We start from the raw sequence: 23,322 nt of genomic DNA, 5'->3' as shown, positions 1-23,322 counted from the left end.
TGGTCCGGGCGGTCCGCCGCCGAAGCCGGTCCCCGTACGGCTCACCTGCTCCCGGGAGGGCCGTCGCGCAGCCGGGTGTTCTCCTCCTCCAGTTCCAGGATCCGCGCGATCCCCGCAGGATTCACCCCCTGGGCGGCCAGCTCGGCCACCCGCCGCAAGCGGGTGATGTCGTCGTCGCTGTACAACCGCGTGCCGCCCTCGGTGCGCGCCGGGGCGACCAGGCCCCGCTCCTCGTAGGAGCGCAGGCTCCGGGGCGCGACGCCCGACAGCTCCGCCGCCACGGAGATCGTGTACAGGCCCCGGGCGGGGCCCGGTCGAGGTTCTCCCATCAGCGCGTCCTTCCCGTCGGGACCGTCGTCTTACCCACGGCTTGAGAAAATCTTTGTCGGACATAGTTGTTTACCTCTCTGCCCTGAGGTATAAAACTTGCGTCACCTCGCATCAGGTTTCCTAGTAGGACCAAGGGAGGTTTCCATGATGCTGATGCGTACCGACCCCTTCCGGGACATCGACCGCGTGACACAGCGGATTCTGGGCGAGGCGTCCCGACCGGCCGCGATGCCGATCGACGCCTACCGCGACGGTGATGTCTTCGTGGTCTGCTTCGACCTGCCGGGCGTGCGCGCCGACTCCATCGACTTGGAGGTCGAGCGCAACGTGCTCACCGTGACCGCCGAGCGCCCCGACACCGTGCGCGACCGCGAGTCGGTGGTGGTCGCCGAGCGGCCCACCGGCACCTTCTCGCGGCAACTGTTCCTCGGCGAGACGCTGGAGACCGACGCCATCCGGGCCGACTACGCCGACGGCGTCCTGACCCTGCGCATCCCGGTCGCGGAGCAGGCCAAGCCGCGCAAGATCAGCGTCGGCACGGGCGGGGGCCAGCCCCGCAGCATCCGGGCCTGAGCCCCCGGCGGCCCGGCCCCGCCCGGGCCGCCCGCCCCGAGCAGTGTCCGTGTCCCTCTCCTCGGAAAGCAGTGATCCGATGCCTTCCACACTCCGCAGGACCCGCGCGGTGGCCGAGCACATCCAGCGCCACGACCACCGGGAGACGACCCATTTCGCCTGCGTCCGCTTCTTCCGCGCCCTCCGGGCCTACGAGACCGCGTGGGGGAGCACGCCCGACCGCCTCCGCCGGGCGCTGGAGGACCTCAGGAGCGCCACCGCCGACCTGACCGGCGACCCCGACGCCTTCCGGCGGGCGTGCCGGGACCCCCGCCACGGGGGCCTGCCGCACAGCCTCGACGAACCGCTGGCCGAGCAGCTGCGGGCCTCCCTGGAGGCTTCCGTGCCCGCCGGAGCGGGCTGAGGCGACACCCCGGGAAAACTGACCGCGCGACACGCGGAAATCTGTATCGGTCAGTGTAGACATCCGACTGAGGGGCTGATACATTTCCTGTCGTAGTCACAGAGATCCACCAAGTGGACCACCGGATACGCCGGTGGAGGGCAGGACCGGCGCCCCGCCAGCACGGGGGACGCCGCGGCAACAGGGAGAACGCGGTAGGGCTCGACCGACGCGGAGGTTTCCGTACGGCGTCGGGAGCCGGTAGTACCGCAGTACAGAGGTAGAGCAGTACGCAGTACCGCAGGACCGGCGTCCCGCCAGCACGGGGGACGCCGCAGCAGGTGTGAAGTGTACGCAGTGAGAACGAGAGGAGTAGATGCCATCGAGGATCGCCCGGGTGTGGGGACGTCCCACTCGGGTACCGCAGGCCCCGGTTCGGAAGAAGGTGGTCCACGGTCACACAACCGCGATCCCCGCGCTCCCGTCCCAGTTCGACCTCGGGAAGCGGATGACCGGCAGCGGCCGGTAGATGGTGTTGAACTCTCGGGCCCCAGCGCTGTTCGGCGCTGGGGCCCTCGGCGTGCGATGAGGAGAGAAAGAGAAACGCTTGTCCCGTCCCGAAACCGAAGACCGGTTCGACGATGACGACTACCCCGCCTACACCATGGGCCGCGCGGCGGAGATGATCGGTGCCACACCGGCCTTCCTGCGCGCTCTGGGTGAGGCCCGGCTGATCGAGCCCCTGCGCTCGGCGGGCGGGCACCGCCGCTACTCCCGTTACCAGCTCAGGATCGCCTCCCGCGCCCGCGAACTCGTGGACGAGGGCACTCCGGTCGAGGCCGCGTGCAGGATCATCATCCTGGAGGACCAACTGGAGGAGGCCCAGCGGATCAACGAGGAACTCCGCGCCTCCGAGGCCGACGCGCGGGCCTCCGGGCGCCGGGAGGCCCCGGAAGCGCCCGGCGGGGAACGGGGCGGCGTGGACTGACGGCGGCCCCCGGGGGCCTCCCCGCCCGACACCGTCGGGGCGGCCCCGCCGCGTTCTCCGCCCCGCCGCGTCCGCGCGGGCTCAGAGGCGGTCGGCCTCGTCGTCGGTCATCAGCCGGGAGCGGATGAGGAACCGGTTGCCCGTCGGCGCCTCCAGGGAGAAGCCCGCTCCCCTGCCCGGGACGACGTCGATGGTCAGGTGGGTGTGGCTCCACAGCTCGAACTGCGCCCGCGACATCCACACCGGCACCGGCTCGGGCGCGCCCACGTCGAGGTCGCCCAGGCGCACGTCGGAGGCCCCGGTGCGGAACTCCCCCGCCGGATAGCACATCGGGGAGCTTCCGTCGCAGCACCCGCCGGACTGGTGGAACATGAGCGGCCCGTGTTCGGCGCGCAGCTCGCGGAGCAGGGCGGCCGCCGCGTCGGTGACGGCCACCCTCTCCACGGCCGCGCCGTCGGCGCGGGGGTCCATCAGAACAGCCCCATCGCCTTGTCGGAGTAGCTGACCAGCAGGTTCTTGGTCTGCTGGTAGTGGTCGAGCATCATCTTGTGGTTCTCGCGGCCGATGCCGGACTGCTTGTACCCGCCGAAGGCCGCGTGCGCCGGGTAGGAGTGGTAGTTGTTCACCCACACGCGGCCCGCCTGGATGTCGCGGCCCGCCCGGTAGGCGGTGTTGCCGTCGCGCGACCACACCCCCGCCCCCAGCCCGTAGAGGGTGTCGTTGGCGGTCTTGAGGGCGTCGTCGTAGTCCTCGAAGCGGGCCACCGACACCACCGGGCCGAAGATCTCCTCCTGGAAGATCCGCATGCCGTTGTGGCCCGCGAAGACGGTCGGCGCGACGTAGTAGCCGCCGGACAGGTCGCCGCCGGGGTCCACCCGCTCCCCTCCGGCGAGCACATCGGCCCCCTCCCGGCGGCCGATGTCGATGTAGGACAGGATCTTCTCCAGCTGGTCGTTGCTGGCCTGCGCGCCGACCATGGTCTCGGTGTCCAGCGGGTTCCCCTGCCGGATCCGGCCGACGCGGGCCAGGGCGTCGCCCATGAAGCGGTCGTAGACGGCGTCCTGCACCAGGGCCCGCGAGGGGCAGGTGCACACCTCGCCCTGGTTGAGGGCGAAGAGTGCGAAGCCCTCCAGGGCCTTGTCGTAGAAGGCGTCGTCGGCCGCGGCCACGTCGGCGAAGAAGATGTTGGGGCTCTTGCCGCCCAGCTCCAGGGTGACCGGGATGAGGTTCTCCGACGCGTACTGCATGATGAGGCGGCCGGTGGTGGTCTCGCCGGTGAAGGCGACCTTGCTGACGCGGGGGCTGCTGGCCAGCGGCTTGCCCGCCTCCGCGCCGAAGCCGTTGACGACGTTGACCACGCCGGGCGGCAGCAGGTCGGCGACGAGCTCCATGAGCAGAAGGATCGAGGCGGGGGTCTGCTCGGCGGGCTTGAGCACCACCGCGTTCCCGGCGGCGAGCGCGGGCGCGAGCTTCCAGGTGGCCATGAGCAGCGGGAAGTTCCACGGGATGATCTGGCCGACCACGCCCAGGGGCTCCTGGAAGTGGTAGGCGACGGTGTCGCCGTCGATCTGGGAGGTGTGCCCCTCCTGCGCGCGGATCGCCCCGGCGAAGTAGCGGAAGTGGTCGACGGCCAGCGGCAGGTCGGCGGCCAGGCACTCGCGGACGGGCTTGCCGTTCTCCCAGGACTCGGCGACGGCGAGCCGCTCCAGGTTCTCCTCGACGCGGTCGGCGATCCGGTTGAGGACCAGGGCCCGCTCGGCGGCGGAGGTGCGACCCCAGGCGGGGGCGGCGCCGTGGGCCGCGTCCAGGGCCAGTTCCACGTCCTCCGCGCCGCTGCGGGCGACCTCGGTGAAGACGCGGCCGTTGACGGGGCTGGGGTTCTCGAAGTAGCGGCCCCGGACCGGCCGGACCCACTCGCCCCCGATCCAGTTGTCGTAGCGGGCGGCGTACTCGACGACGCTTCCGGGCTGGCCCGGGGGTGTGTAGATCGCCATGGAGGTCTCCTTGCTTCACCGGGCTCCGGCCGTGGGACCGGCAGCCGCTTCCGGGGAGGTCGGGAGGGTGACGCTAGTCACCGCCACGTTGCGACCACGTTGCGGTCGGGTCAGCCGCCGAGCCAGCGCAGCCTGCCGCGCAGGGCGGCGTGGCGCGGGGATGCGGGGTCGAGGGCGCGCAGCACGGCGGTCAGGACGCGGGGATCGTCGCGCCACTCGGGGTGCTCGGCCCAGTCCAGGAGCACGTCCGGTGCGGCGTTGGCGCCCAGGGCCTCGCACACCTCGGCCTGGAGGCCGTCGCGGACCTCGGCCACACCGGGCGCCTCGGAGCGGGGCAGGACCGGCCCGGCGTAGGCGTCCAGGGCCCGCCGGTAGGCGCCCCCGGCCAGGTGGCGGCGCACCTCGTCCACGTCGGTGGCCAGCGGACGGCACAGCCGGTAGGGACGGGAGGCGAGCAGGCCGGGGCCGAGGAGGCGGCGCAGGCGCGACACCTCGGCGCGGACGGTGACCGGGGAGGCGTCCCGCTCGTGCAGCCGGGCGCCGAGCTCGTCGCCGGTCAGTCCGCGCGGGCTGCGGGCGAGCAGGAGCAGGATCTCGGAGTGGCGGGCGCTCAGGGCCAGGTCGCGGCCGTCCAGGGTGAGCCGTGCGCCGTCACGCCCCAGGACGCGGAGCCGGTCGTCCCCGGCGGGTCCGCGGTCCCCGTCGGTGGCGGCGCCCGCGCGCGGGCCGGTGGGCGCGGGGCCCGCCCGGACCGCCCGCCGCCGTCCCGGCGCGGGCCCCCGGGCCCCGGCGCGCAGGGCGCGCAGCTCCGCCTCCGCCGCGGTGGCGGCGGCGCGGACCAGGGCCAGGGCCTGCGGCGAGGCGAGGTGGCGGTCCCCGGTGAGGTCGAGGACGCCCAGGAGGGCGCCGGTGCCGGGGTCGTGCAGGGGCGCCGCTGAGCAGCTCCAGTGCTGCACGCCCCGGGCGAAGTGCTCGCTGGCGAAGACCTGGACCTCGTGGTCGAGGGCGAGGGCGACGCCGGGCGCGTTGGTGCCGACCGCGTGCTCGTGCCAGTTGGCGCCCTCGACGAAGTACATGTCCTCGGCGCGGCGGCGGAGCCGGTGGTCGCCCTCCACCCACAGCAGGCGGCCCGCGGCGTCGCCCACCGCGAGGATCTGGGGGCCGGGCGCGGTGTCGACGAGCAGGTGCCGCAGCAGCGGCATGACGGCGGCCAACGGGTGCGCGTCGCGGTGGTCGCGCAGGTCGGGGCCGGTGAGCTCTACCCGGGGCAGGGCGGTGTCGGGGTCCACGCCGTGCTGGGCGCTGCGCCGCCAGGAGGCGCCGACGACGGGGCGGACCGGGCCGCTGACGCGGCCGGAGTCGGTGAAGCGCGTGTGCGCGACCGCCACGTCCCGGCGCACGGCCTCGGGGTCGGCTTCCCACGGCCACGCGTTCCACGGACCCGGCATGCGCGCTTCCCTCCGCCGAGGCGACGGCGGGCCGTGCCGACGGACCGCCCGACACCCCGATTGAAGCCGCGTCCGCCCCTTCTGACAAGGGGCCGGTGCGAACCGGACGCGCTCCGGCCCGTGCGCGCGGACCCGCCCCGGACGGGCGGGTCCTCCTTGGCGCCCGCCTCAGAACTCCTCGCGGACGCGCTCCCTGCCGGGGCCGCAGAGCCAGTAGGCGGGGTAGGCCCGCACGTCCTCCACGGTCGGCGCGGCCGGGGGCGCGGCCGGGTAGGGGTCGCTGCCCCAGTCGAAGCGCGGGCGCAGCTCGCGCGCGGTGGCTCCGTCGGGGAGGGCGTCGCGCCCGGCGGGGGTCAGGTAGGTCCCGGCCGGGGTCCTGCGGGCCAGGCCCGCCTCCACCAGGGGCTGGGCCAGCTCCTCCTCCACCCGCCCGTCCCACCGGGTGGTCGCCGCCGCGGTCCCCAACAACGCTGTCAGGTCCTTGATCAGTGTGCTCATGGGCAAACGGTAGCGATCGGCGGCCCCGCGCACCCGGGCATTGCCGAACTCGGGAGAGTGCACCGGAACACACACGAGCGCCGGTTCGGAGCGGGTGCGCGGTCGGCCCGCGCGGCACGCGCGGCCGAGGGCCCCGACCAGCCGCGCCCCGGGCCGGCCCGCGCGGCACGCGGACGCGGGCGGACCCGGGTGCCGGCTCAGACCGGCCGCCACCCCTCCTCGCCGGGCGGGTCCGCCACGAGCGCGGCGAGGGCGACCGTCATCGCCACCCGGGCCCGCGGGTCGTGCAGCGGCAGGTCCGCGACCCGGCCCATCCGGCGCAGCCGGTACCGCACCGTGTTGGGGTGCAGGCCCAGCAGCTCCGCCGCCCGCCCCAGGTCCCCGTGCACGTACAGCCAGGCGCGGAGCGTGCGCGCGTGGTCGGTGCCGTGCTCGGCGTCGTACCGGACCAGGTCCGCCACCGGGTTGCGGACGGGCATGCGCCCGGCCTCGGCCACCAGGCGCAGGCGGCGCAGCAGCACGGAGTCCCAGGCGTCGTCGTAGACGACCGCGTCGGCGCCCTCGGGCGCCTGCCCGTGCAGCGTCAGGCACTCGTCCGCCTCCTGCCTGCTGGCGGGCAGGCCCGCGGCGTCGGCGGTGCCGCCCACCCCGGCCACCACGCCCAGCCGGTCGGGCAGGCCGCGCAGCGTGGAGCGGACCCACTCCACCGCCGGTGCGGGGTCGTCCCCGCACGGCAGCACGGTGTACACGGTGGTTCCGAGCAGGGTGCTGCGCCCCGGACGCGACCAGCCGAAACCGGTGGTGACCTGCTCGAACAGGTGCAGGATCGCGGCCTCGGGCTCGGTGCGGGCGCGCGCCTGGAAGGCGATCACCCGCAGCCCCGCCCCGAGCAGGCCGATCCGCCCGGCCGTCTGCGCCGGGTCGGCGGAGCCCTCCAGCAGGTCGATCACCGATTCCGACTCCACCTGCCGCTCCAGGTCGCTGCTGACCCTGGCGCGCAGCATGTGCAGCCCGACCGTGTGCGCTCCCTCGCTCAGCGTCCGGGAGCGGTCCGCGTCCAGCGGGGCGTCGCACGCCACCCACAGCGTGCCCAGGAGTTCGCGGCCCACCCGGATCGGCGCGGCGGTGCGTCCGCCCATGCCGAGTTCGGGTATCCCCGGCACGAACCGGGGTCCGGTCGCGGCGGCCAGCCGGGTGAGCACCCCGTCGGCGTCGAGGCGTTCGCGGACCCGCTCGGGGACCCGCCGGTCCACGAGGGTGTCGCGCCGCACCCGGTCGGTGCCGCCCTGGGAGGCCGAGTAGGCCACCACGCGCGAGGCGCGGTCCTCGATGGTGACGGGTCCGCCGACCTCGGCGGCGACGGTGTCGGCCAGGGTGAACAGGTCGCTGGGGCCGCGCCCGGCCTCGGTCTCGCGCCCCTCCAGGACCAGCCCGTAGACGACCCCGGAGACCTGGCTCCACGACACGGCGGGCTCCACGACCAGGAGGGCGGGGCCGCCCTGGCCCAGGCGTGCGCGCACGTCGTCGCCGGGTTCGGTCGCGGACCGGATGATGACGACGGTCGCGCGGGCCTGCTCCGCCAGGCGCACCGCCTCGGCGGCCGAGTCCACGCCGACGGCGAGGAAGGCGTCGCCCAGCTGCGGCACGTCGTCGGTGGGGTCGTGCATGGCGACGCTGCGCAGCTCCCTGCGGCGCAGCGGCTCGGGGCCGACGAGCCGGGCGCCGTAGCCGCCCAGGACGTTGACGAGACGGTCGAGGTGGATCACGCCCGCTCCTTTCCCCGGCGGCGGAGTTGTTCCGCGGCCACAAAGGGGCCTCACCTGTTTGTCGCCCGAGGATAACGCCCGGCCCCGTCCCCGTGGACACACTCGTGGTAGGCGGCGGCCCCCCGTGTCGGCCGCCGCTGTGCTCGCCCCGTCCGCGGACCCGCTTCCGCGGCGCGGGCCCTGAAGACAAGGAACGTTCATGGCCAGGACCACCGACCGATGGATGACCCGGGAGGCCTACGAGCGGCTCCGGGAGGAGCTCCGGACGCTGCGCGCGCTCCCCGACGACGACCCCGGCACCGGGGCGGACCGGGGCGCGGGGGACGTACTCCCCGCGCCCCGCTACATTCACGACCCCGCCGTGCGGCAGGCGCGCGTGCACACCATCGAGCGGCTGCTCAGCGAGGCCGTCGTGGACGAGGCCGCGCCCGACGACGGGATCGCCGCGCCCGGCAAGGTGCTCACCATCCGCTACGACGGCGAGGAGGAGGACGAGGTGTTCCTCCTCGGCGTCCGGGACGCGTCCGTGGCGGACCGGATGACGGTGTACTCCCCGGAGTCCCCGCTGGGCGCGGCGCTGGTGGGCGCCCGCCAGGGCGAGCGGCGCACGTTCACCGCGCCCCGGGGCACGGTCATCGGGGTCACCCTGCTCAGGGCCGAGCCGTACCGGGCCGCCGTCGTGCACTGACCCCGGTCCCGGGGACCCGCCGGGGACGGAGCGGGGCCCGCCGTGGGGGGTGGACCCCGGTCGGGACGGACCGCAGGGGGGCGGAAAGGCGCGGGAAGGGCGGGGACCGGGGAGGGGCCCGCCGCACGCCTTCCGGTTCCGGCCCGGGAATTCACCGCGGGATTTTCTCCGCGGCGTGTTCCCGGGCTTTTCCCCCGGTTTCCCGCGCTCCTTTCGACGCGCTTTCCCGCGCGTCCTCCCCGTGCCCGATTCCGCGCCGGGGCGGGGCCGTCGGCGGATGACACGGGGGAGATTCCGTCCCGGGCCCTCTCCGGGGGCGCCCCGGGCACGCGGAACGCCAGGTCCGGGGGGTTCCCTTCCCCGTCGGCGCTCGCGCCGCGACCGCCCGTGCGCGGCCGGGGCGCGCGTCCTCCCGGGGCGCCACCCGTCGCGAACGGCTTCCGAACGGCGTTCCCGGCGTATCCGGACACCGGTGGAACGGTCATACCGGAGAAAGCGGAAAGGACCCCAGATTCCTTTCTCCCGGGGAACGCCGTTTCCCTCCGGCGGGAAAAGCGGACCGCCCCGAAGGCCCGAGGGATTTCCCCCGCGACCCGCGCGCACCGTTTCCGGAGGGGGAGGGTCACGACCGCCCGGTTCCGGGTAGCGGGGTGGGGGACCCCGCGGGAACACGCGGGCAGAAAGTACGGACACCCGAAGCGGAGAGGGCGATGCACATGAGCGCGGACACCGACGACGCGCGCTGGGCGCCGGTCAGGGACTGGCACGCGGCGGTGAGCGCACGGGACCTGACGGCGGCGAAGGCGGTCGTGGACCCCGACATCAGGGTCGGCGGCCCCCAGGGCTCCGCACAGGGAGTGGAGGCCTTCCTGGACTGGGTCCGCGACTCGGGCATCCGCGTCGAACCGGTCCGCTGGCACACCGTGGACGAGCACCGCGTCGTGGTCGAGCAGGACGCCGCCTGGCCCGGTCGCGCCGACTCGGGCCCCGAGGCGGCCCCGGTGCGCACCGCGACCCTGTTCGAGGTGCGCCACGGCCTGATCACCGCCGCGCTCCGCTACGACGAGGGCGTGGAGGCGGCCCTCGACGCGGCCCGGCGCACCTCCTGACGCCGCGTACGTGCCGGGGCGCCGCAGGCACGCCGGCCTCGCGACACGGCCCGGGGCGGCCGGTACCGGTATCGGTGCGCCCCGGGTCGGTGTGGGGTGGGGGCCCGGGTCAGGGGGCCGCCGGTCTGCCGATGGTGCGGAGGAGGACGTGCGCCTCGTCGAGGCGGCCGGGGAAGGCCTCCGGGTTCTCCGCCAGCCGCATGGCGGTCAGCTCGCAGGCCATGGCGGTGTGGGCGGCGAGCACGGCGACTTTCTCGGCCGCACCCGCCTCCACCAGGGCGCCGGCGAACCGGTGGGCGCGCTGCTGGCGGGTGAGCAGGTAGCGCGAGCGCAGCTCACCGCTCTCCCGGAGCAGGCGCGCCAGGACGGCGGAGTGGGCCGGGGAGAGCGCGGTGTGCGGCCTGACGGCGGCGTCGGCCTCCCTGAGCAGTTCGACGGCGGCGCCGAGGTCCTCGCCCAGCGGCCGGGGAGCCTTCTCCAGCACGTAGGCGCACATGCGGTCGGCCTCGGCGCCGTCGTCGGCGAACAGCACCTGTTGTTTGTCGCCGAAGTACCTGAAGAAGGTGGTCCGGCCGACTTCCGCGCGTTCGGCGATCGCGGCGACCGTGACGTTGTCGAATCCGTGCTCCGCGAAGAGCTGGAAGGCTGCTGACACGATCATGGCCCGGGCCTTACGCCGTTTGCGGGCGTGGAGCGTGTCGGGGGGGTGGTGCATGAGGCGACCCTATCGAGTGGGAACCCGGTTCTCTTCGGTACGCGGGACCATTGGGACGGTAGTCCTGAAACGCACCGCGAGATCGGGGAGCGGGAAGTCGTCTGTCCTGTTGTAGCGGGAACGCATCCGGTGGGCACAGGCCGAAACCCACGCGGGCGCACTGGTTGGCCCGGAATTTTATTGCAGAGCGGGGTTCCTCTGACAACCGCCTTCCGGACCGTGCGGAACATCTACCCGGAAAGCGGTTCCCCTCTCACCGGATTTCGCCTTCCGAGCGGACGGAGCGGGAGCCATTCCGGATCGGTCCCCATGAACCTCTTCCGGGAAAACGTTCGGTTTCCTTACTGTTTCCCGGCCGGGGAACGCGGCCCGCCGGGGCGCGCGGCCGCCGATTGTCAGTGGCCTGTGCCACAGTGGAGACCTCGATCCCATTCTGGAGCTGGTCATGGCATATCTCCTGGTCATCGGCACACGCAAGGGGCTCTTCACCGCCCGCAGCGAGGATCGGCGGGCGTGGGAGGTGAGCGGCCCGCACCGGCTCGACTCCGCGGACTACGCCAGCATGAGCGCGGTGTACGCGGTCGGCGTCAACCCGCACAGCGGCCGTATCCTCGCCGGAGCGGAGAGCTCGCACTTCGGACCGAGCGTCTGGTACAGCGACGACGGGGGCGCCACCTGGCACGAGCCCGGGGCGGCGCCCATCGCCTTCCCCGAGGACACCGACGCCTCCCTCGTCCGGGCCTGGCAGTTCGCCTTCGGCGACGAGGCCGACACCGTGTACGCGGGGGTGGAGCCGCACGCCCTGTTCCGGTCCTCCGACGGCGGGCTGCGCTTCGAACTCGTCCGCGCCCTGTGGGACCACCCCCACCGCGCCGACTGGTTCCCCGGGGCGGGCGGCGGCGCGGTCCACACCATCCTGCCCGGCGTCCTCGGCGCGGGCGAGCGCGTGCCCGGAGCCGTGACGGTGGCCATGTCCACCGGTGGTGTCTACCAGACCCGCGACGACGGTGCCAGCTGGGCTCCGGCCAACCGGGGGATCTCGGCGGTGTTCCTGCCCGACGAGGAGCCCGAGTACGGCCAGTGCGTGCACAAGGTGGCCGCCGGGCCGGGCGGCGTGCTCTACGCGCAGAACCACCACGGGGTGTACCGCAGCTCGGACCCCGCGGGGAAGGGGTGGACGGCCGTGGAGACCGGCCTGCCCACCGACTTCGGGTTCGCGGTGGTCGCCCACCCGCACCGGCCGGAGACCGCGCTCAACTTCCCGGTGGTGAGCCAGGAGGTGCACCTGCCGCCCGACCACCGACTGGGCGTGTACCGGACCGACGACGGGGGCGGCAGCTGGCGGCCGTTCACGGAGGGCCTGCCGCGGGAGCCCTACTTCGGGATCGTGCTGCGCGACGGCGCCTGCACCGACGGGGCGGACGTGCCCGGGTTCTACTTCGGCACCCGGTCGGGCGACGTCTACGCCGCCACCGACGACGGTGACGGCTGGCACCCGGTGGTCCAGCACCTGCCCGACGTCCTGTGCGTACGCGCCGTGGAGGTGTGAGATGCGGGTGACGGTACACCTGCCGGGGCTGCTGAGGGCCGACGCCGACGGCGCGGCCCACGTCCCGGTGGAGGTCGGGGACGGGACCGCGCTGGGCGGGGTGCTGGACGCGCTCGCCGCCCGGTATCCGGGGCTGGACCGGCGTATCCGCGACGAGCAGGGGCGGCTGCGCCGCTACGTCAACGTGTTCGTGGACGAGGACGAGTGCCGCGGGGTCGGCGGGCTGGCGGCGCCGGTCCGCGACGGCGCGGACGTGCGCGTGTTGCCCTCGGTCGCCGGGGGCTGAGGCCGTCCGCGCAGACCGGGCGGTCCGGGCCGTCCGGGCGGCAGATGAGGCAGGGGTGCCCGACCGGCCGGGCGGGCGCGGTTCCCGGCCGCGGGGCTGAGGCGTCCGCGCGGTAAGCCATCCCGATCCCGGTGCACGGGGCGCCGCAGGGCCTCAGCCGACGCCGCCGCGGGGCGGGCGCCCCGGTCGAGCGGCCCGTGGGACCGGTGCGGTGGCCGGAGAGGTGCACCGATCCGCCGCCTCACGGGGTTGTCCGGGTGGGGTCCGGTTCCGTGGAGGTCGGCGGGTGGGCGCCGCCGTCGGAGGCGGTCGGGTTCCGGTGCCGGGCCGTGCCCCCGTCTGCGGCCGGGGAGCCGGAGCGCTCGGCGCGCAGGGGCACCGGGCGCAGGTGGGTCAGGCTCCGCCACACCCACTCCAGCGGGCCGAGCCGGAACCGGCGCGCCCACAGGTGGGCGAGGACGGCGGTCGCGGCGAAGTAGGCGGCGGCCAGGGCGTACTGGGCCAGGGTGGGGATCGTTCCCTCGAACGGTCCCATGACCGCCAGGAACACCGCCGTGCTGCCCAGGTACACCGTGAGGGTCATCCGCCCGAGCGGGGCCAGGGCGCCCAGCACGCGCGAGGCCCTGCGGCCTCTCAGCACCAGCCACCACACCAGTCCCAAGTAGAACAGGGCTCCGCCCAGGTTCAGGAGGGTGTTCCCCAGGAGGACGACCACGATCTCGCCCACCGACCGCACCGGCGCGCCGTCGGCTCCGAACTCGGTCGGGAACACCAGGCTGCCGACGAGCGCGAGGACCACGCTGAGGCCCTGGACCACCGCGCCGAACACGAGCATGCGCAGCGGCAGGCGGGAGGCCCCCCGCGCACCGGTCGCGGGATCGGCGGTGAGCTCCGGGCGGCGGGCCAGCCACACGCCCACGCAGAAGAACCCGAGGGTCTGCGGGACCAGCATCGCCGAGGCCCCCCAGGTGTGGTCCCCGAGGAAGGGCGAGAGCAGCAGGTCCGACACCGGCACGGCGGCGAACAGCACGGCCGCCGCGACCAGCGGTCGGCGGCGGGATCCGCCGAGCAGCAGCGGCACCAGCGGGGTCAGCAGCAGCGCCGCGACCGAGTACTGGGTGAGGATGTCCCCGTCGAAGACCGCCAGGTGCGGAAGCCCGAACAACAGCCCCAGGACGGCGTAGCGGCGCAGCATCACCGCCGCCGGACGCCCGCCGCGCCGGGCGGCGGACCGCCACGCCAGGACCACGCCCGCGCCCAGCAGCACCATGAGCATGGTCCTGGCCCTGCCCGACATGAGCAGGTTGAGCCCGCCGTCCACGAGGTCGGTCAGCAGGCCCGGGGCCCGGTTTCCCGACATCTCGACGGGATAGACCACCGAGGACGCGTTCATCATGACCACGCCGATCATCGCGAGCGCCCGGGCCACGTCCAGGAAGGCCACGCGCCGCGCGGGGGGCGCGAGGCCGGGGCCGACGCCGTCGGGCGCCGCCCCGGCCCCGTGCCGCGCCCCGGTCGTGTGCCGCGTCTCGGCCCCGGCCGTGTGGAGTGCTTCGCCCTCACACTGCGGCTCGGCCCCGTGCCGTCGCGGCCCCGTCGTGTCGTACCCCGCCTCGCTCATGCGGTGCCCTCTCCCCCTCCGAAGGTGAACGGCTCCCAGCCTCGCCTCCGGGCCCGTGCGCGCGCATCGACCGAACGGCCGACGCCCGGACCCGCCCGCCTCGTACCTTCGGCCGAGGCCCGCCGCGTCCTTGCCGCCTACGCTGGTCGCCATGGTCATGAACAGGGTGTTCGCGGCGCTCGGCGGCGGCCGGACCGGCGGTGCGCTGTCCCGGCTCGCGCCGTGGGCCGTGGCGTGCGCGCTCGCGGTGGTGTGGGCGCTGGACCTGCTGCGCGTCCACGGCGACTTCTCCCGTCCGGGCTGGATGGGGCCCCCGCACTCGGCCATGGACTACGCGCCGGTGGTCTCCGGCGGGGTGGTCTGCGTGCTCGCCCTGCTCGCCCTGCGCCCGTCGTCGGGACTGGCGGCGACCGCGGTGAGCGGCGCGGCGGCCTCGGCCGCGGTGACGGCGGCCTCAGCGGTGCTGTGGCCGTTGCCCATGGGGGAGGCGTTCGGATACGCCCTGGCGGGCTCGGAGGTCGGCGCGCTGCTGGTGCTGCTCGCCCTGGCCGGGCTGCGGTGCCGTCCCTGGCAGATCGGCGCGGTGTCCCTGTGCGCCTTCGCGGCCGCCCTCTCGGACTACCTGCGAGAGCCCGTCCCCTACTACGCGAGCCTGGCCAACACGTCGCTGACGTTCGTGGCCGTGGGACTGGCCCCGGGGCTGTACCTGCGGTGGCGGGAGGCCCAGCGGCGCTCCCACGTGGAACACGCCCGGTCCCAGGAGCGGCTGGCGATCGCCCGCGACCTGCACGACGTCGTGGCGCATGAGGTGACCGGCATCGTCGTCCAGGCCCAGGCGCTGCGCCACATCGCCGACCGCGACCCCGGCGCGGTGCGCAACGCGCTGCCCGAGATCGAGGCGGCGGGGGCGCGCGCCCTGGAGTCCATGCGCGGGATGGTCTCGCGGCTGCGGGAACCGGGTGACGTGCCGCTGGCCCCGGACGCCGCCGCGGGGCTGGCCCGGCTGGTGACACCGGCGGCCGGGAGCCGCCCGGAGGTGGCGGTGCGGTGCGAAGGTCCCGTGGACGCCCTGCCGCCGACCGCCGGAACGGCGGTGCTGCGGATCGCTCAGGAGTCGGTCACCAACGCGCTGCGGCACGCCCGGGGCGCCACCCGGGTGGAGGTGTCGGTGGAGGCCGGAGCGGAGGAGGTCGCGGTGCGGGTGGTCGACGACGGCCAGGGGGCCGCGGGCCCGTCCGGAGGCGGGTTCGGCCTGGTCGGCATGGCGGAGCGGGTGCGCCTGCTCGGCGGTGTGTTCTCCGCGGGTCCCCGGGACCGGGGCCGGGGCTGGGAGGTGGCGGCGCGGCTGCCGCTGGACCGGGCGGGCGGGGGCCCGGAGCGGCGTTCGACGGTCGGGGAGCAGGGGTGACGGTGACCGGGGCTCTCGGAAGGACGAGAAGGAGCAGGAGTGGTGACGGTGGCCGGGGAGTCTCGGGAGAAAGGGAGGGAGCAGGGGTGACGCTGGGGACCGGAGGGGAGTGGGCGGCGCCCGGCGACGGCGAGGCGCCGATCCGGGTGCTGCTGGCGGACGACCAGGCCATGGTGCGGACCGGGTTCCGGTACATGCTGGCGGCCGAGGACGGCGTCGAGGTGGTGGGCGAGGCCGGTGACGGCCTGGAGGCGGTCCGGCTGGCGCGGGAGCTGCGCCCGGACGTGGTGCTCATGGACATCCGGATGCCGGGGGTGGACGGCCTGGAGGCCACCCGGCGGCTGGCCGGTCCGGGGGTGGCCGACCCGCTCCGGGTGGTCGTGGTGACCACGTTCGACCTGGACGAGTACGTGCACGCGGCGATCACCGGAGGGGCGGTCGGGTTCCTGCTCAAGGACGCCGGGCCGGCCCTGCTGGTGGAGGCGGTGCGGGCCGCCGCCAGGGGCGACGCCCTGGTCTCTCCGAGGGTCACCGTTCGGCTGCTGCGGCACTTCGCGTCGGCGCCCCGGTCCGCGCCGGGGGACTGCGGGCTGACCGTACGGGAGTTGGACATCGTGCGCGCGGTGGCGCGGGGACTGACCAACACCGAGGTGGCCGGGGAGCTGTTCGTCACCGTGAGCACGGTCAAGACGCACCTGGCGAGCGTGCAGGCCAAGCTGGGGGCGCGCAACCGCGTGGAGGTGGCGGCCTGGGCCTACCGCAACGGGCACGCGGAGTAGGCGGGGCCCGGCTCCCGCCGCCCCTACCGGCACGCCCGCGTTCTGGCGCGACGGCGGGACCGGGAACCGTCCGGCGGCGGAACGCGTCCCCCGACCGCCGTGCCGCTCCCCGCAGGAGCGGCACGCCCGCGTTCTGGAGGCTCAGGGAGTGCACCGCTGTTCGACGAGAACAGGCCCACGCGTACACACATTGTGCGTACGATCTGGGGTATGACTACCGCCATGAAGGCAGAGAGAATCCACCTGAGAGTCGATGACCAGCAGAAGGCGCTGCTGGAGGCGGCGAGCAGCGCCTCGGGAGACACGGTCTCGTCCTTCGTCCTCAGCGCGGCCACCGCGGCGGCGGCGAACGTCCTGGCCGACCGGCGGGTCTTCACGTTGGACGACCAGGAGTGGGCCGCCTTCGACGCGGCCCTGGAGCGCCCCGCGCGCGACGTCCCCGGGTTGCGGGAACTGCTGGCCGAACCCGGTGTGCTCGACGAAGACGGACCACGGCCTCACGAGGACGACACGTGAAGCACGGGTTCGGACCGGTCGAACCGCTCACCGCACACCACACGACGGCCGACTTCGACTGCGGGTCGCACGCCCAGTCCGACTGGTTGGCCGAACACGCGCTCCAGGCGCACCGCTCAGGCGGATCACGGGTCTACGTCGTGTGCGGCGAAGGCCCGGAGACCGATGGCCGGGTGGTCGGCTACTACGCCCTGGCCGCTGGAAGCATCGCTCCCTCCGTGGCTCCCGGTCGGCTCCTGCGCGGCGCCGGCGGTTACCACCAACCCGTGGTCATCCTGACCAGGCTGGGAGTCGACACCCGTGTCCAGGGGGTGGGGCTCGGCAGAGCCCTCGTGGTCGACGCCCTGCGCCGGGTCGCGGTGGCTTCCGAGACGATCGGTGTCCGAGCGCTCCTCATCCACTGTGAGAGCGAATCAGCACGGCGGTTCTACCTGGGTCTCGCCCGGTTCGAGCAGAGCCCGAGCGATCCGATGCACCTCGTGCTGCTGATGAAGGACCTCCGCCGGGCACTCGCCTGACCCGCGAGGCGGCCCGGCTTCCGGCTGCCCTCTACCAGTTGGCGGGGGCGTAGTCCTTCAGGAAGCACCCGTGCAGGTCCTCGCCCAGCTCGCCCCGCACGATGGGGTCGTACACGCGCGCGGCCCCGTCCTCCAAGTCCAGGGGCGCGTGGAACCCGGCCTCGGCCAGCCGCTCCTTCTCCGGGTGCGGGCGCTCGTCCGTGATCCACCCGGTGTCCACGCTGGTCATCAGGATGCCGTCGGACTCCAGCATCTCCTGGGCGCTGGTGCGGGTGAGCATGTTGAGCGCGGCCTTGGCCATGTTGGTGTGGGGGTGCCCCGGCCCCTTGTAGCCGCGGCCGAACACCCCCTCCATCGCCGACACGTTCACGATGTAGGTGCGGCGCGCGGAGGACGCGGCCAGGGCCGGGCGCAACCGGTCCACCAGCAGGAACGGCGCGCTCACGTTGCACAGCTGCACCTCCAGCATCTCGACGGGGTCGACCTCGCCGATCCGCCGCGTCCAGCTGTTCACCGGGGCCAGGTCGGGCACCAGCCCTCCGGCGTCGATCGCCGTTCCGGTGCGCACCCGCTCCATCGACGCGGAGCCCGTGGTCAGCGCCAGGGACGTGAGCATGGCCGGGGTGAGCGCGTGGGTCGCCGGGGCGTCCCGCTCCGGGCCGGTGGAACCCTCCAGGGCGCGCGGGCGCACGCCGCCCAGCACCAGCGGCTCGGGCAGGCCCTCGCCCGTGAGCGGTTCGGCCTCGGCCTCGGCCAGCGGCCCGTAGGAGCCGGGCGACCGGCGCACCGTCTGGGCCGCGTTGTTGATGAGGACGTCCAGCGGCCCCTGTTCGGCCACCGAGTCGGCCAGCCGCAGCACCTGGGCGGGGTCGCGCAGGTCGATGCCCACCACCCGCAGCCGGTGCAGCCACTCGCCGCTGTCGGGCATCGCGGCGAACCTGCGCACCGCGTCGTTGGGGAACCGCGTGGTGACGGTGGTGTGCGCGCCGTCCCTCAGCAGCCGCAGGGCGATGTACATGCCGATCTTGGCCCGGCCGCCGGTGAGCAGGGCCCGGCGCCCGGTCAGGTCGGTGCGGGCGGCCCGGCGCTCCCTGTTGAACGCGGCGCACGCGGGGCACAGCTGGTGGTAGAAGGAGTCGACCTCCCGGTACTTCTCCTTGCAGATGTAGCAGGGCCGGGGCCTGCTCAGCACGCCCGCGAGGGCGCCGCCGCTGCCGCTGGTGAGGGCGCGGCCGTTGGTCTCGTCGTCGATCCGGTCCGGCGCCGCGGTGGCGGTGGCCGCGAACACGGCGCTGTCGTGGGCCCGGCGGGCGGCCTGGCGCTCCTTGCGGCGCTGCTCCTTGACGTTCTTGAACAGGCGGGCGGTCGCGCGCTGGAGGGCGACCGAGTCCGGGTGGTCGCTGGGCAGCTCGCCGGCGCGGGCGATCACGTCCAGGCACGCGGCCAACCGGTCGGGGTCGATCCGCTCCGCCGGGTGCTCCGTTTCCTCCGGCAGCGTCCGGGTACCCGTGTCCGTCATCGTCTCTGTCACCGCTCCACCGCCGCGCCGCGGTCGTCGCGGCCGGCCTCCCGTTCCCTGTGTCCGGTGGCTCCCGACTCGGGGCCATCAGGAACTGTATGCGCACCCCGGGACCGCGCGGAGCACGGTCCGGTGGAGCCGGTGCGCATCGGGTGGGAGCGACGGGTGAGTATGGGAGGGGAGAACGTCGCCGCGTGGGGAGTACGGACCGTACGGGTGTGACGTAGGAACGAGGGACGGCCGGGCGGAGCGCGGCGGTCCCGCAACCGGGGGGTAGGAGCCGTGACCCAGCACAAGGCCGCCGCGAGCGCGGAGGGCGGCGCCGAGCGCGAACTCGTGGTTCTGCTCGACGAGGAGCACCGGCGCGTGGGAGTCGCCGACAAGGCCACCGTGCACACCGGGGAGACACCGCTGCACCTGGCGTTCTCCTGTTACGTCCTGGACGCGGACGGGCGGGTGCTGATCACCCGCCGGGCCCTGGGCAAGACCACCTGGCCGGGGGTGTGGACGAACAGCTGCTGCGGCCACCCCGGCCCGGACGAGGACCTCGACGCGGCCGTACGCCGCCGGGTCGGCCAGGAGCTGGGGATGCGCGTCAGCGGGGTGCGGCCCGCGCTGCCCGACTTCCGGTACCGGGCGGTGTCGGCCGAGGGGATCGTGGAGAACGAGTTCTGCCCGGTCTTCTGGGCGCGCGCGGAGGAGGGCCCGGACCCCGACCCGTCGGAGGTGGCCGAGTACGCGTGGGCGGAGTGGGCGGACCTGGTGGCGGTCGCCGAACGGACACCGTGGCTGCTGAGCCCGTGGGCGGTGGAGCAGATCCCCCGTCTGCGGATCCCCCACCAAAACGTGCTCTGAGCCGTGCGGCGGACCCGGGGACGGGGACGGGTCCGGGGCGCCGTGCGGCGGAGGCGGGAGGGGCCCCGCGCCGGATACCGGTCGCGGGAACGGTGGGCGCGAGGGCGGCGACCGGGCGGCCGGGAGGCGCGAAGGGCCCCGCGCCCGGGTAGGAACGGGGTGGCCGTCCCCTACCCCCTCCCTGGAGCCGCTCCCATGTCCGAACGCCCCGCCGGGCGACCGCTCCGCCCGGCCGCCCTCGTCCTCGACGTCCTCGACACCCTCTTCCCCCTCGCGCCCCTGGAGTGGCGGTTCCGGGAGGCCGGAATCCCCCGGGTGCTCATGACCCGCTGGTCGGACCACCTGCTGCGCGACTCGTTCGCCCTGGCCCTGGTGGGCGGCGACGGCGCCGACCGCTCCTTCGAGGACGTGGTCCGGGGAGCGCTGCGCGACATCACCGGCCACCAGATCGCCCCCTCCGCCGAGGACTCCGTCGTCGAGGGGCTGGCCGGACTCGACCCCCGCCCCGAGGCGGCCGCCGCGCTGCGCGCCGCGTGCGGGGCCGGGGTGCCCGTCGCGGTCCTGGGCGACCACGACGACGCGCTGGCCCGGGGGCTGCTGGAGCGCGCCGGCCTGCTCGACCTGGTGGAGGATGTGCTGGCCGCCCGCCCCGCCGGGGAGTGGCGGCCCGCGCCGGGCGCCTACCGGGCCGCCGCGCGGTCCCTGGGGGTCGCCCCGGAGCGGCTGGCCCTGGTCACCGCGCACGGATGGGACGTGGCGGGGGCGCGGAACGCGGGTCTGGTGACCGGCTGGTCCTCCCACCTGGAGGGGCGCTTCCCGTCGGTCTTCGCCCCTCCGGACGTCTCGGGCCGCGACCTGGCCGAGACGGTGGACGGGCTGCTCTCCCCGCCCACCGGGGGGCCGGGGGCTCAGGTGACGTAGAACGGCCCCGGGCGGTCCTCGTGGGCGTGGCCGATCCGGTCGAGGATGCGCTGGGGCATGTCCGGCAGGGCCCTGGGCGGGAACCAGCGCACGTCCAGGCTCTCGTCGCCGCTGGCGTCGGGCGCCCCGCCCACGGGGCGGCAGCGGAAGGCCAGGTCGAGGAACTGCACGCGGTCGCCGTTGGGGTAGGTGAAGGGCTCCTGGGCGACCACGCTGGTGAGCCGCTCCACCTCGACCTCCACCCCGGTCTCCTCGCGCACCTCGCGGACCACGGCCCGGGCGGGCTCCTCCTCCGGTTCCAGGATGCCGCCGGGCGTGGACCAGCGGCCGTCGTCCGCCCGCCGGTGCAGGAGGACCTCGCCCTCCTCGTTGACCACCACCGCCGTCACCCCGACGAGGGGGAGGAGGCCGTGGCCGACGTGGCTGCGGAGGGCGAGGAGGAAGTCAGGAACGGGCATGGGCCCGAGGGTAGCCCCGGGACGCGTCGCGCGGGTACACACCCTGCTGAGCGGCGGGCGACGCCCGCGGAACGCGCCTCAGCCCTTGCCCCGGGCGGCGCGGAGCTCGGCGTACTCCTCGGCCAGGATCGACATCAGCACCGCGTCGTGCCACTCGCCGTCCCAGCGCAGGGCCCCGCGCCGGACGCCCTCCCGGACGAACCCCGACCGGGCGTAGGACCTCTGCGCGCGGGTGTTGAACGCGAACACCTCCAGGGCGACCCGGTGCAGCCCGGCCACGGTGAAGGCGTACTCCAGCACGAGGTCCGTGGCCTCGGTGCCGTAGCCCCTCCCGGTGACGGACATGCCGTTGAGCGCGATCCGGTAGCCGACGCCGGCGTTGTCCGGGTCGAGGTCGATCAGCGCGCACTCGCCCACGGGCGCGCCGCCCTCCCTCTCGAAGACCACCCAGTCGGCGCGGTCGTGGTGGTCGGGCCGCGTCGCGGCCCAGCGCACCAGCTCCTCCCTGGTGAACTCCCGGTGGGTGCCGGTGAGGCGGCGCACCTCGGGGTCCATGCGCAGTACCGGTTCGATGAAGTGCTCACCGGTCCCGGCGTCGAGCGGTTCGAGGCGGACCCCCTCCCCGGTGAGGACGGGCTGGTCGCGGAAGACGTCGGGAGGCACCATGCCCGGGATCCCACCAGAGGGGTCGGCCGCGCGCAACGGCTTTTCCGGTCCGGCTTCCCGGCCCCGGCTCCGGCTCCGCCCCCGGTTCCACGGTTCCGGTCCGGCCTTCCGGTCCGGGCTCCGGCTCCGGCTCCGGATTCCCGATCCCGGCGTCGCCCCCGGTTCCAGGATCGCCTCCCCGGTCACAGCCGCCTCCTCCGCCGCGTCCGCCCCCGCGGCCACGCCCTGCCGGGGCAGCGCCCCCGCTCACACCGTCGGCTCCCTGTACGATCCGGGCACGGTGTGCCGTGTCGGACGGGACGAGGGGGACCAGGTGTCGGTCGGTTCGGGAACGGTGAGCTTCCAGACGGTCCGGGAGACCAACCTGGGCGTCGTGCTGCGCACGGTCCGCGAGCTGGCCCCCTGCTCGCGCGCGGCGGTGGCCGCGGCCACCGGGCTGAACAAGACCACGGTGTCCAGCCTGGTCGCCGACCTCATGGCGCGCGGGCTGGTCCGCGAGACCGGGCGCTCCTCCCGGCAGCGGGTGGGACGCCCCGGGGTGCTGCTGGACCTGGACGACTCCTCGATCGCGGCGATCGGCCTGGAGGTCAACGTGGACTACCTCTCGGTGGTCGCCGTGGACCTGCTCCAGCGCGAACTGGTCAGCCGCCACGTCCCCTTCGACGCCCGGTCGGCCGGGGCGGAGGCGTGCGCGCGGCACATCGCGCGCACCCTGGGCGCGACGGCGGCCGACCCCGCGCTGCGCGGGCGCACCGTCGTGGGGGTGAGCGTGGCGGTCCCGGCGCTGATCGACGCCCCCTCGGGGACGGTCACGCACGCGCCCAACCTGGGCTGGCGCGACGTGCCGCTGCGCGACCGGCTGACGGAGCTGCTGCGCGAGGAGGGGGCGGGGGACGTCCCGGTGCGGGTGGACAACGACGCGAACCTGGGCGCGGTGGCCGAGTACCGGGTGGGGTCGTTCGCGGGGACGGCCGACCTCGCTTACCTGACCGGCGAGGTCGGGATCGGCGCGGGCATCCTGACAGGGGGCGGGCTGCTGCGCGGCGCCAGCGGGTTCGCGGGCGAGGTGGGCCACCTGTCGCTGTCCCCGGACGGGCCGGAGTGCGCGTGCGGGCGGCGCGGCTGCCTGGAAGCGCTGGCGGGGATCGGGGCCATCCTGCGCGGGGCCGTCCCCGACCGGTTCCCGGACCACCCGCTGTCGGGCAGCGACGTCGCCGAGCTGGTGGGGACGGCCGTGGAACGCGCCGAATCGGGTGACGACGCCGCCGTCGGCGCGCTGGAGCGGGCGGGCACGTGGCTGGGCCGGGGCCTGGCCGTGCTGATCAACGTCACCAACCCGAGCCTGGTGGTGCTGGGCGGCTACTTCGTGCCCCTGGGCCCGTGGCTGCTGCCGAACTGCCGGGCGGAGGCGGCGGCGAGCGCGTTCGCGCCGGACGCGGGCGGCTGCCGGGTGGAGCTGTCGTCGCTGGGGCTGAGCGCGGCGGCCCGGGGCGGGGCCACCGCGATGATCCACTCGCTCGACGCCGGGCTGCTGCCCCTGCCCGAGCCCGTCGCACCGGCCCCGGAGTCCGGCGAGGAGTCCGCCGCGGACCCCGCCGTGGAGCCCGCCGAGCACCCGGCGGCGGACACGGCACAGCCGGACGGAAGCACCGCGGACACCGTGTAGTGCCGTGACCGGGAGGATTCGCCGGGCCCGCCCGTCCACCGGGATCTCGTACCCGTAGCGCGCAACGAC

The 23,322-nt window shown here is 74.9% G+C and carries 25 protein-coding genes; 14 read left to right on the top strand and 11 right to left on the bottom strand.

Annotated features, from left to right (window positions below; translation table 11 throughout):
• Window positions 1-41: 41 nt before the first annotated feature.
• On the bottom strand, window positions 42-329 hold the full coding sequence (locus ACSTA4_RS01995) for a MerR family transcriptional regulator (RefSeq protein WP_444962242.1): 288 nt from the start codon (window positions 327-329) through the stop codon (window positions 42-44).
• Window positions 330-474: 145 nt separating this feature from the next.
• Here ACSTA4_RS01995 and ACSTA4_RS01990 point away from each other — a divergent pair, with 145 nt between their 5' ends.
• The 3 genes from ACSTA4_RS01990 to ACSTA4_RS01980 all read left to right on the top strand — a co-directional run bounded on the left by ACSTA4_RS01990 (window position 475) and on the right by ACSTA4_RS01980 (window position 2,273).
• Window positions 475-903 (top strand): Hsp20/alpha crystallin family protein, encoded by a 429-nt coding sequence (locus ACSTA4_RS01990; protein ID WP_444962241.1) that lies wholly within the window; start codon window positions 475-477, stop codon window positions 901-903.
• Between the two features lie 79 nt (window positions 904-982).
• Window positions 983-1,306 (top strand): hypothetical protein, encoded by a 324-nt coding sequence (locus ACSTA4_RS01985; RefSeq protein WP_444962240.1) that lies wholly within the window; start codon window positions 983-985, stop codon window positions 1,304-1,306.
• A 586-nt stretch (window positions 1,307-1,892) separates the two neighbouring features.
• Window positions 1,893-2,273 (top strand): MerR family transcriptional regulator, encoded by a 381-nt coding sequence (locus tag ACSTA4_RS01980; RefSeq protein ID WP_444962239.1) that lies wholly within the window; start codon window positions 1,893-1,895, stop codon window positions 2,271-2,273.
• Between the two features lie 81 nt (window positions 2,274-2,354).
• Here ACSTA4_RS01980 and ACSTA4_RS01975 read toward each other — a convergent pair whose 3' ends face one another.
• The 5 genes from ACSTA4_RS01975 to ACSTA4_RS01955 all read right to left on the bottom strand — a co-directional run bounded on the left by ACSTA4_RS01975 (window position 2,355) and on the right by ACSTA4_RS01955 (window position 7,979).
• Window positions 2,355-2,744 carry a DUF779 domain-containing protein gene (locus ACSTA4_RS01975; RefSeq protein WP_444962238.1) on the bottom strand — a complete coding sequence of 130 codons (390 nt, stop codon included), beginning with the start codon at window positions 2,742-2,744 and terminating at the stop codon, window positions 2,355-2,357.
• Complete coding sequence (gene exaC / locus ACSTA4_RS01970) at window positions 2,744-4,267, bottom strand: acetaldehyde dehydrogenase ExaC (protein ID WP_444962237.1); 1,524 nt, start codon at window positions 4,265-4,267, stop codon at window positions 2,744-2,746. The genes ACSTA4_RS01975 and exaC overlap by 1 nt, the downstream gene beginning before the upstream one ends.
• 110 nt (window positions 4,268-4,377) lie before the next feature.
• Window positions 4,378-5,715 carry a GAF domain-containing protein gene (locus tag ACSTA4_RS01965; RefSeq protein WP_444962236.1) on the bottom strand — a complete coding sequence of 446 codons (1,338 nt, stop codon included), beginning with the start codon at window positions 5,713-5,715 and terminating at the stop codon, window positions 4,378-4,380.
• 168 nt (window positions 5,716-5,883) lie between these two features.
• Window positions 5,884-6,213: a hypothetical protein gene (locus ACSTA4_RS01960; protein WP_444962235.1), complete on the bottom strand. Its 330-nt coding sequence runs from the start codon at window positions 6,211-6,213 to the stop codon at window positions 5,884-5,886.
• A 197-nt stretch (window positions 6,214-6,410) separates the two neighbouring features.
• Window positions 6,411-7,979 (bottom strand): PucR family transcriptional regulator, encoded by a 1,569-nt coding sequence (locus ACSTA4_RS01955; protein WP_444962234.1) that lies wholly within the window; start codon window positions 7,977-7,979, stop codon window positions 6,411-6,413.
• A gap of 199 nt (window positions 7,980-8,178) precedes the next feature.
• On the opposite strand from ACSTA4_RS01955, the gene ACSTA4_RS01950 reads away from it, so the two are divergent.
• Together ACSTA4_RS01950 and ACSTA4_RS01945 are read left to right on the top strand one after the other, a co-directional pair.
• Window positions 8,179-8,667 carry a GreA/GreB family elongation factor gene (locus ACSTA4_RS01950; protein ID WP_094800571.1) on the top strand — a complete coding sequence of 163 codons (489 nt, stop codon included), beginning with the start codon at window positions 8,179-8,181 and terminating at the stop codon, window positions 8,665-8,667.
• 716 nt (window positions 8,668-9,383) lie between these two features.
• On the top strand, window positions 9,384-9,776 hold the full coding sequence (locus ACSTA4_RS01945) for a nuclear transport factor 2 family protein (protein WP_444962233.1): 393 nt from the start codon (window positions 9,384-9,386) through the stop codon (window positions 9,774-9,776).
• Window positions 9,777-9,885: 109 nt separating this feature from the next.
• On the opposite strand, the gene ACSTA4_RS01940 is transcribed toward ACSTA4_RS01945, so the two are convergent.
• Window positions 9,886-10,491 (bottom strand): TetR/AcrR family transcriptional regulator, encoded by a 606-nt coding sequence (locus tag ACSTA4_RS01940; RefSeq protein WP_444962232.1) that lies wholly within the window; start codon window positions 10,489-10,491, stop codon window positions 9,886-9,888.
• 445 nt (window positions 10,492-10,936) lie between these two features.
• Between ACSTA4_RS01940 and ACSTA4_RS01935 the strand changes: the two genes are divergently transcribed.
• Together ACSTA4_RS01935 and ACSTA4_RS01930 are read left to right on the top strand one after the other, a co-directional pair.
• A complete protein-coding gene (locus tag ACSTA4_RS01935) occupies window positions 10,937-12,040 on the top strand; it encodes an exo-alpha-sialidase (RefSeq protein WP_444962231.1) in 1,104 nt (367 codons plus the stop codon).
• Between the two features lies 1 nt (window position 12,041).
• On the top strand, window positions 12,042-12,326 hold the full coding sequence (locus ACSTA4_RS01930; RefSeq protein ID WP_248773210.1) for a MoaD/ThiS family protein: 285 nt from the start codon (window positions 12,042-12,044) through the stop codon (window positions 12,324-12,326).
• Window positions 12,327-12,567: 241 nt separating this feature from the next.
• Here the strand turns inward: ACSTA4_RS01930 and ACSTA4_RS01925 are convergent, their stop codons facing one another.
• On the bottom strand, window positions 12,568-13,947 hold the full coding sequence (locus tag ACSTA4_RS01925) for a DUF418 domain-containing protein (RefSeq protein ID WP_444962230.1): 1,380 nt from the start codon (window positions 13,945-13,947) through the stop codon (window positions 12,568-12,570).
• 151 nt (window positions 13,948-14,098) lie between these two features.
• Here ACSTA4_RS01925 and ACSTA4_RS01920 point away from each other — a divergent pair, with 151 nt between their 5' ends.
• The 4 genes from ACSTA4_RS01920 (at window position 14,099) to ACSTA4_RS01905 (ending at window position 17,168) form a co-directional block, all read left to right on the top strand.
• Window positions 14,099-15,355: a sensor histidine kinase gene (locus ACSTA4_RS01920; protein WP_444962229.1), complete on the top strand. Its 1,257-nt coding sequence runs from the start codon at window positions 14,099-14,101 to the stop codon at window positions 15,353-15,355.
• A 92-nt stretch (window positions 15,356-15,447) separates the two neighbouring features.
• Window positions 15,448-16,134 carry a response regulator gene (locus ACSTA4_RS01915; RefSeq protein ID WP_444964075.1) on the top strand — a complete coding sequence of 229 codons (687 nt, stop codon included), beginning with the start codon at window positions 15,448-15,450 and terminating at the stop codon, window positions 16,132-16,134.
• A 222-nt stretch (window positions 16,135-16,356) separates the two neighbouring features.
• Window positions 16,357-16,650 carry a type II toxin-antitoxin system TacA family antitoxin gene (locus ACSTA4_RS01910; protein ID WP_248773209.1) on the top strand — a complete coding sequence of 98 codons (294 nt, stop codon included), beginning with the start codon at window positions 16,357-16,359 and terminating at the stop codon, window positions 16,648-16,650.
• Window positions 16,647-17,168 carry an N-acetyltransferase gene (locus ACSTA4_RS01905; RefSeq protein WP_444962228.1) on the top strand — a complete coding sequence of 174 codons (522 nt, stop codon included), beginning with the start codon at window positions 16,647-16,649 and terminating at the stop codon, window positions 17,166-17,168. Before ACSTA4_RS01910 ends, ACSTA4_RS01905 begins: the two co-directional genes overlap by 4 nt.
• A gap of 31 nt (window positions 17,169-17,199) precedes the next feature.
• Here ACSTA4_RS01905 and ACSTA4_RS01900 read toward each other — a convergent pair whose 3' ends face one another.
• Entirely contained in the window at window positions 17,200-18,687 is a 1,488-nt protein-coding gene (locus ACSTA4_RS01900; protein ID WP_248774763.1) for an SDR family oxidoreductase, read from the bottom strand.
• Between the two features lie 282 nt (window positions 18,688-18,969).
• Here ACSTA4_RS01900 and idi point away from each other — a divergent pair, with 282 nt between their 5' ends.
• Both idi and ACSTA4_RS01890 read left to right on the top strand, forming a co-directional pair.
• A complete protein-coding gene (idi, locus tag ACSTA4_RS01895; RefSeq protein ID WP_444962227.1) occupies window positions 18,970-19,542 on the top strand; it encodes an isopentenyl-diphosphate Delta-isomerase in 573 nt (190 codons plus the stop codon).
• Between the two features lie 195 nt (window positions 19,543-19,737).
• Window positions 19,738-20,463, top strand: coding sequence for an HAD family hydrolase (locus ACSTA4_RS01890; protein WP_444962226.1), 726 nt, complete (start codon window positions 19,738-19,740; stop codon window positions 20,461-20,463).
• Here the strand turns inward: ACSTA4_RS01890 and ACSTA4_RS01885 are convergent.
• Window positions 20,451-20,921: an NUDIX hydrolase gene (locus ACSTA4_RS01885; protein WP_248773203.1), complete on the bottom strand. Its 471-nt coding sequence runs from the start codon at window positions 20,919-20,921 to the stop codon at window positions 20,451-20,453. The two genes, ACSTA4_RS01890 and ACSTA4_RS01885, sit on opposite strands and share 13 nt — an antisense overlap.
• 78 nt (window positions 20,922-20,999) lie before the next feature.
• Complete coding sequence (locus ACSTA4_RS01880; protein ID WP_444962225.1) at window positions 21,000-21,587, bottom strand: GNAT family N-acetyltransferase; 588 nt, start codon at window positions 21,585-21,587, stop codon at window positions 21,000-21,002.
• A gap of 313 nt (window positions 21,588-21,900) precedes the next feature.
• On the opposite strand from ACSTA4_RS01880, the gene ACSTA4_RS01875 reads away from it, so the two are divergent.
• Entirely contained in the window at window positions 21,901-23,253 is a 1,353-nt protein-coding gene (locus ACSTA4_RS01875) for an ROK family protein (protein WP_444964074.1), read from the top strand.
• The last annotated feature ends 69 nt before the right edge of the window (window positions 23,254-23,322 follow it).

Source organism: Nocardiopsis sp. M1B1, from assembly GCF_052466615.1.
This window is presented reverse-complemented; position numbering and strand designations above follow the sequence as displayed.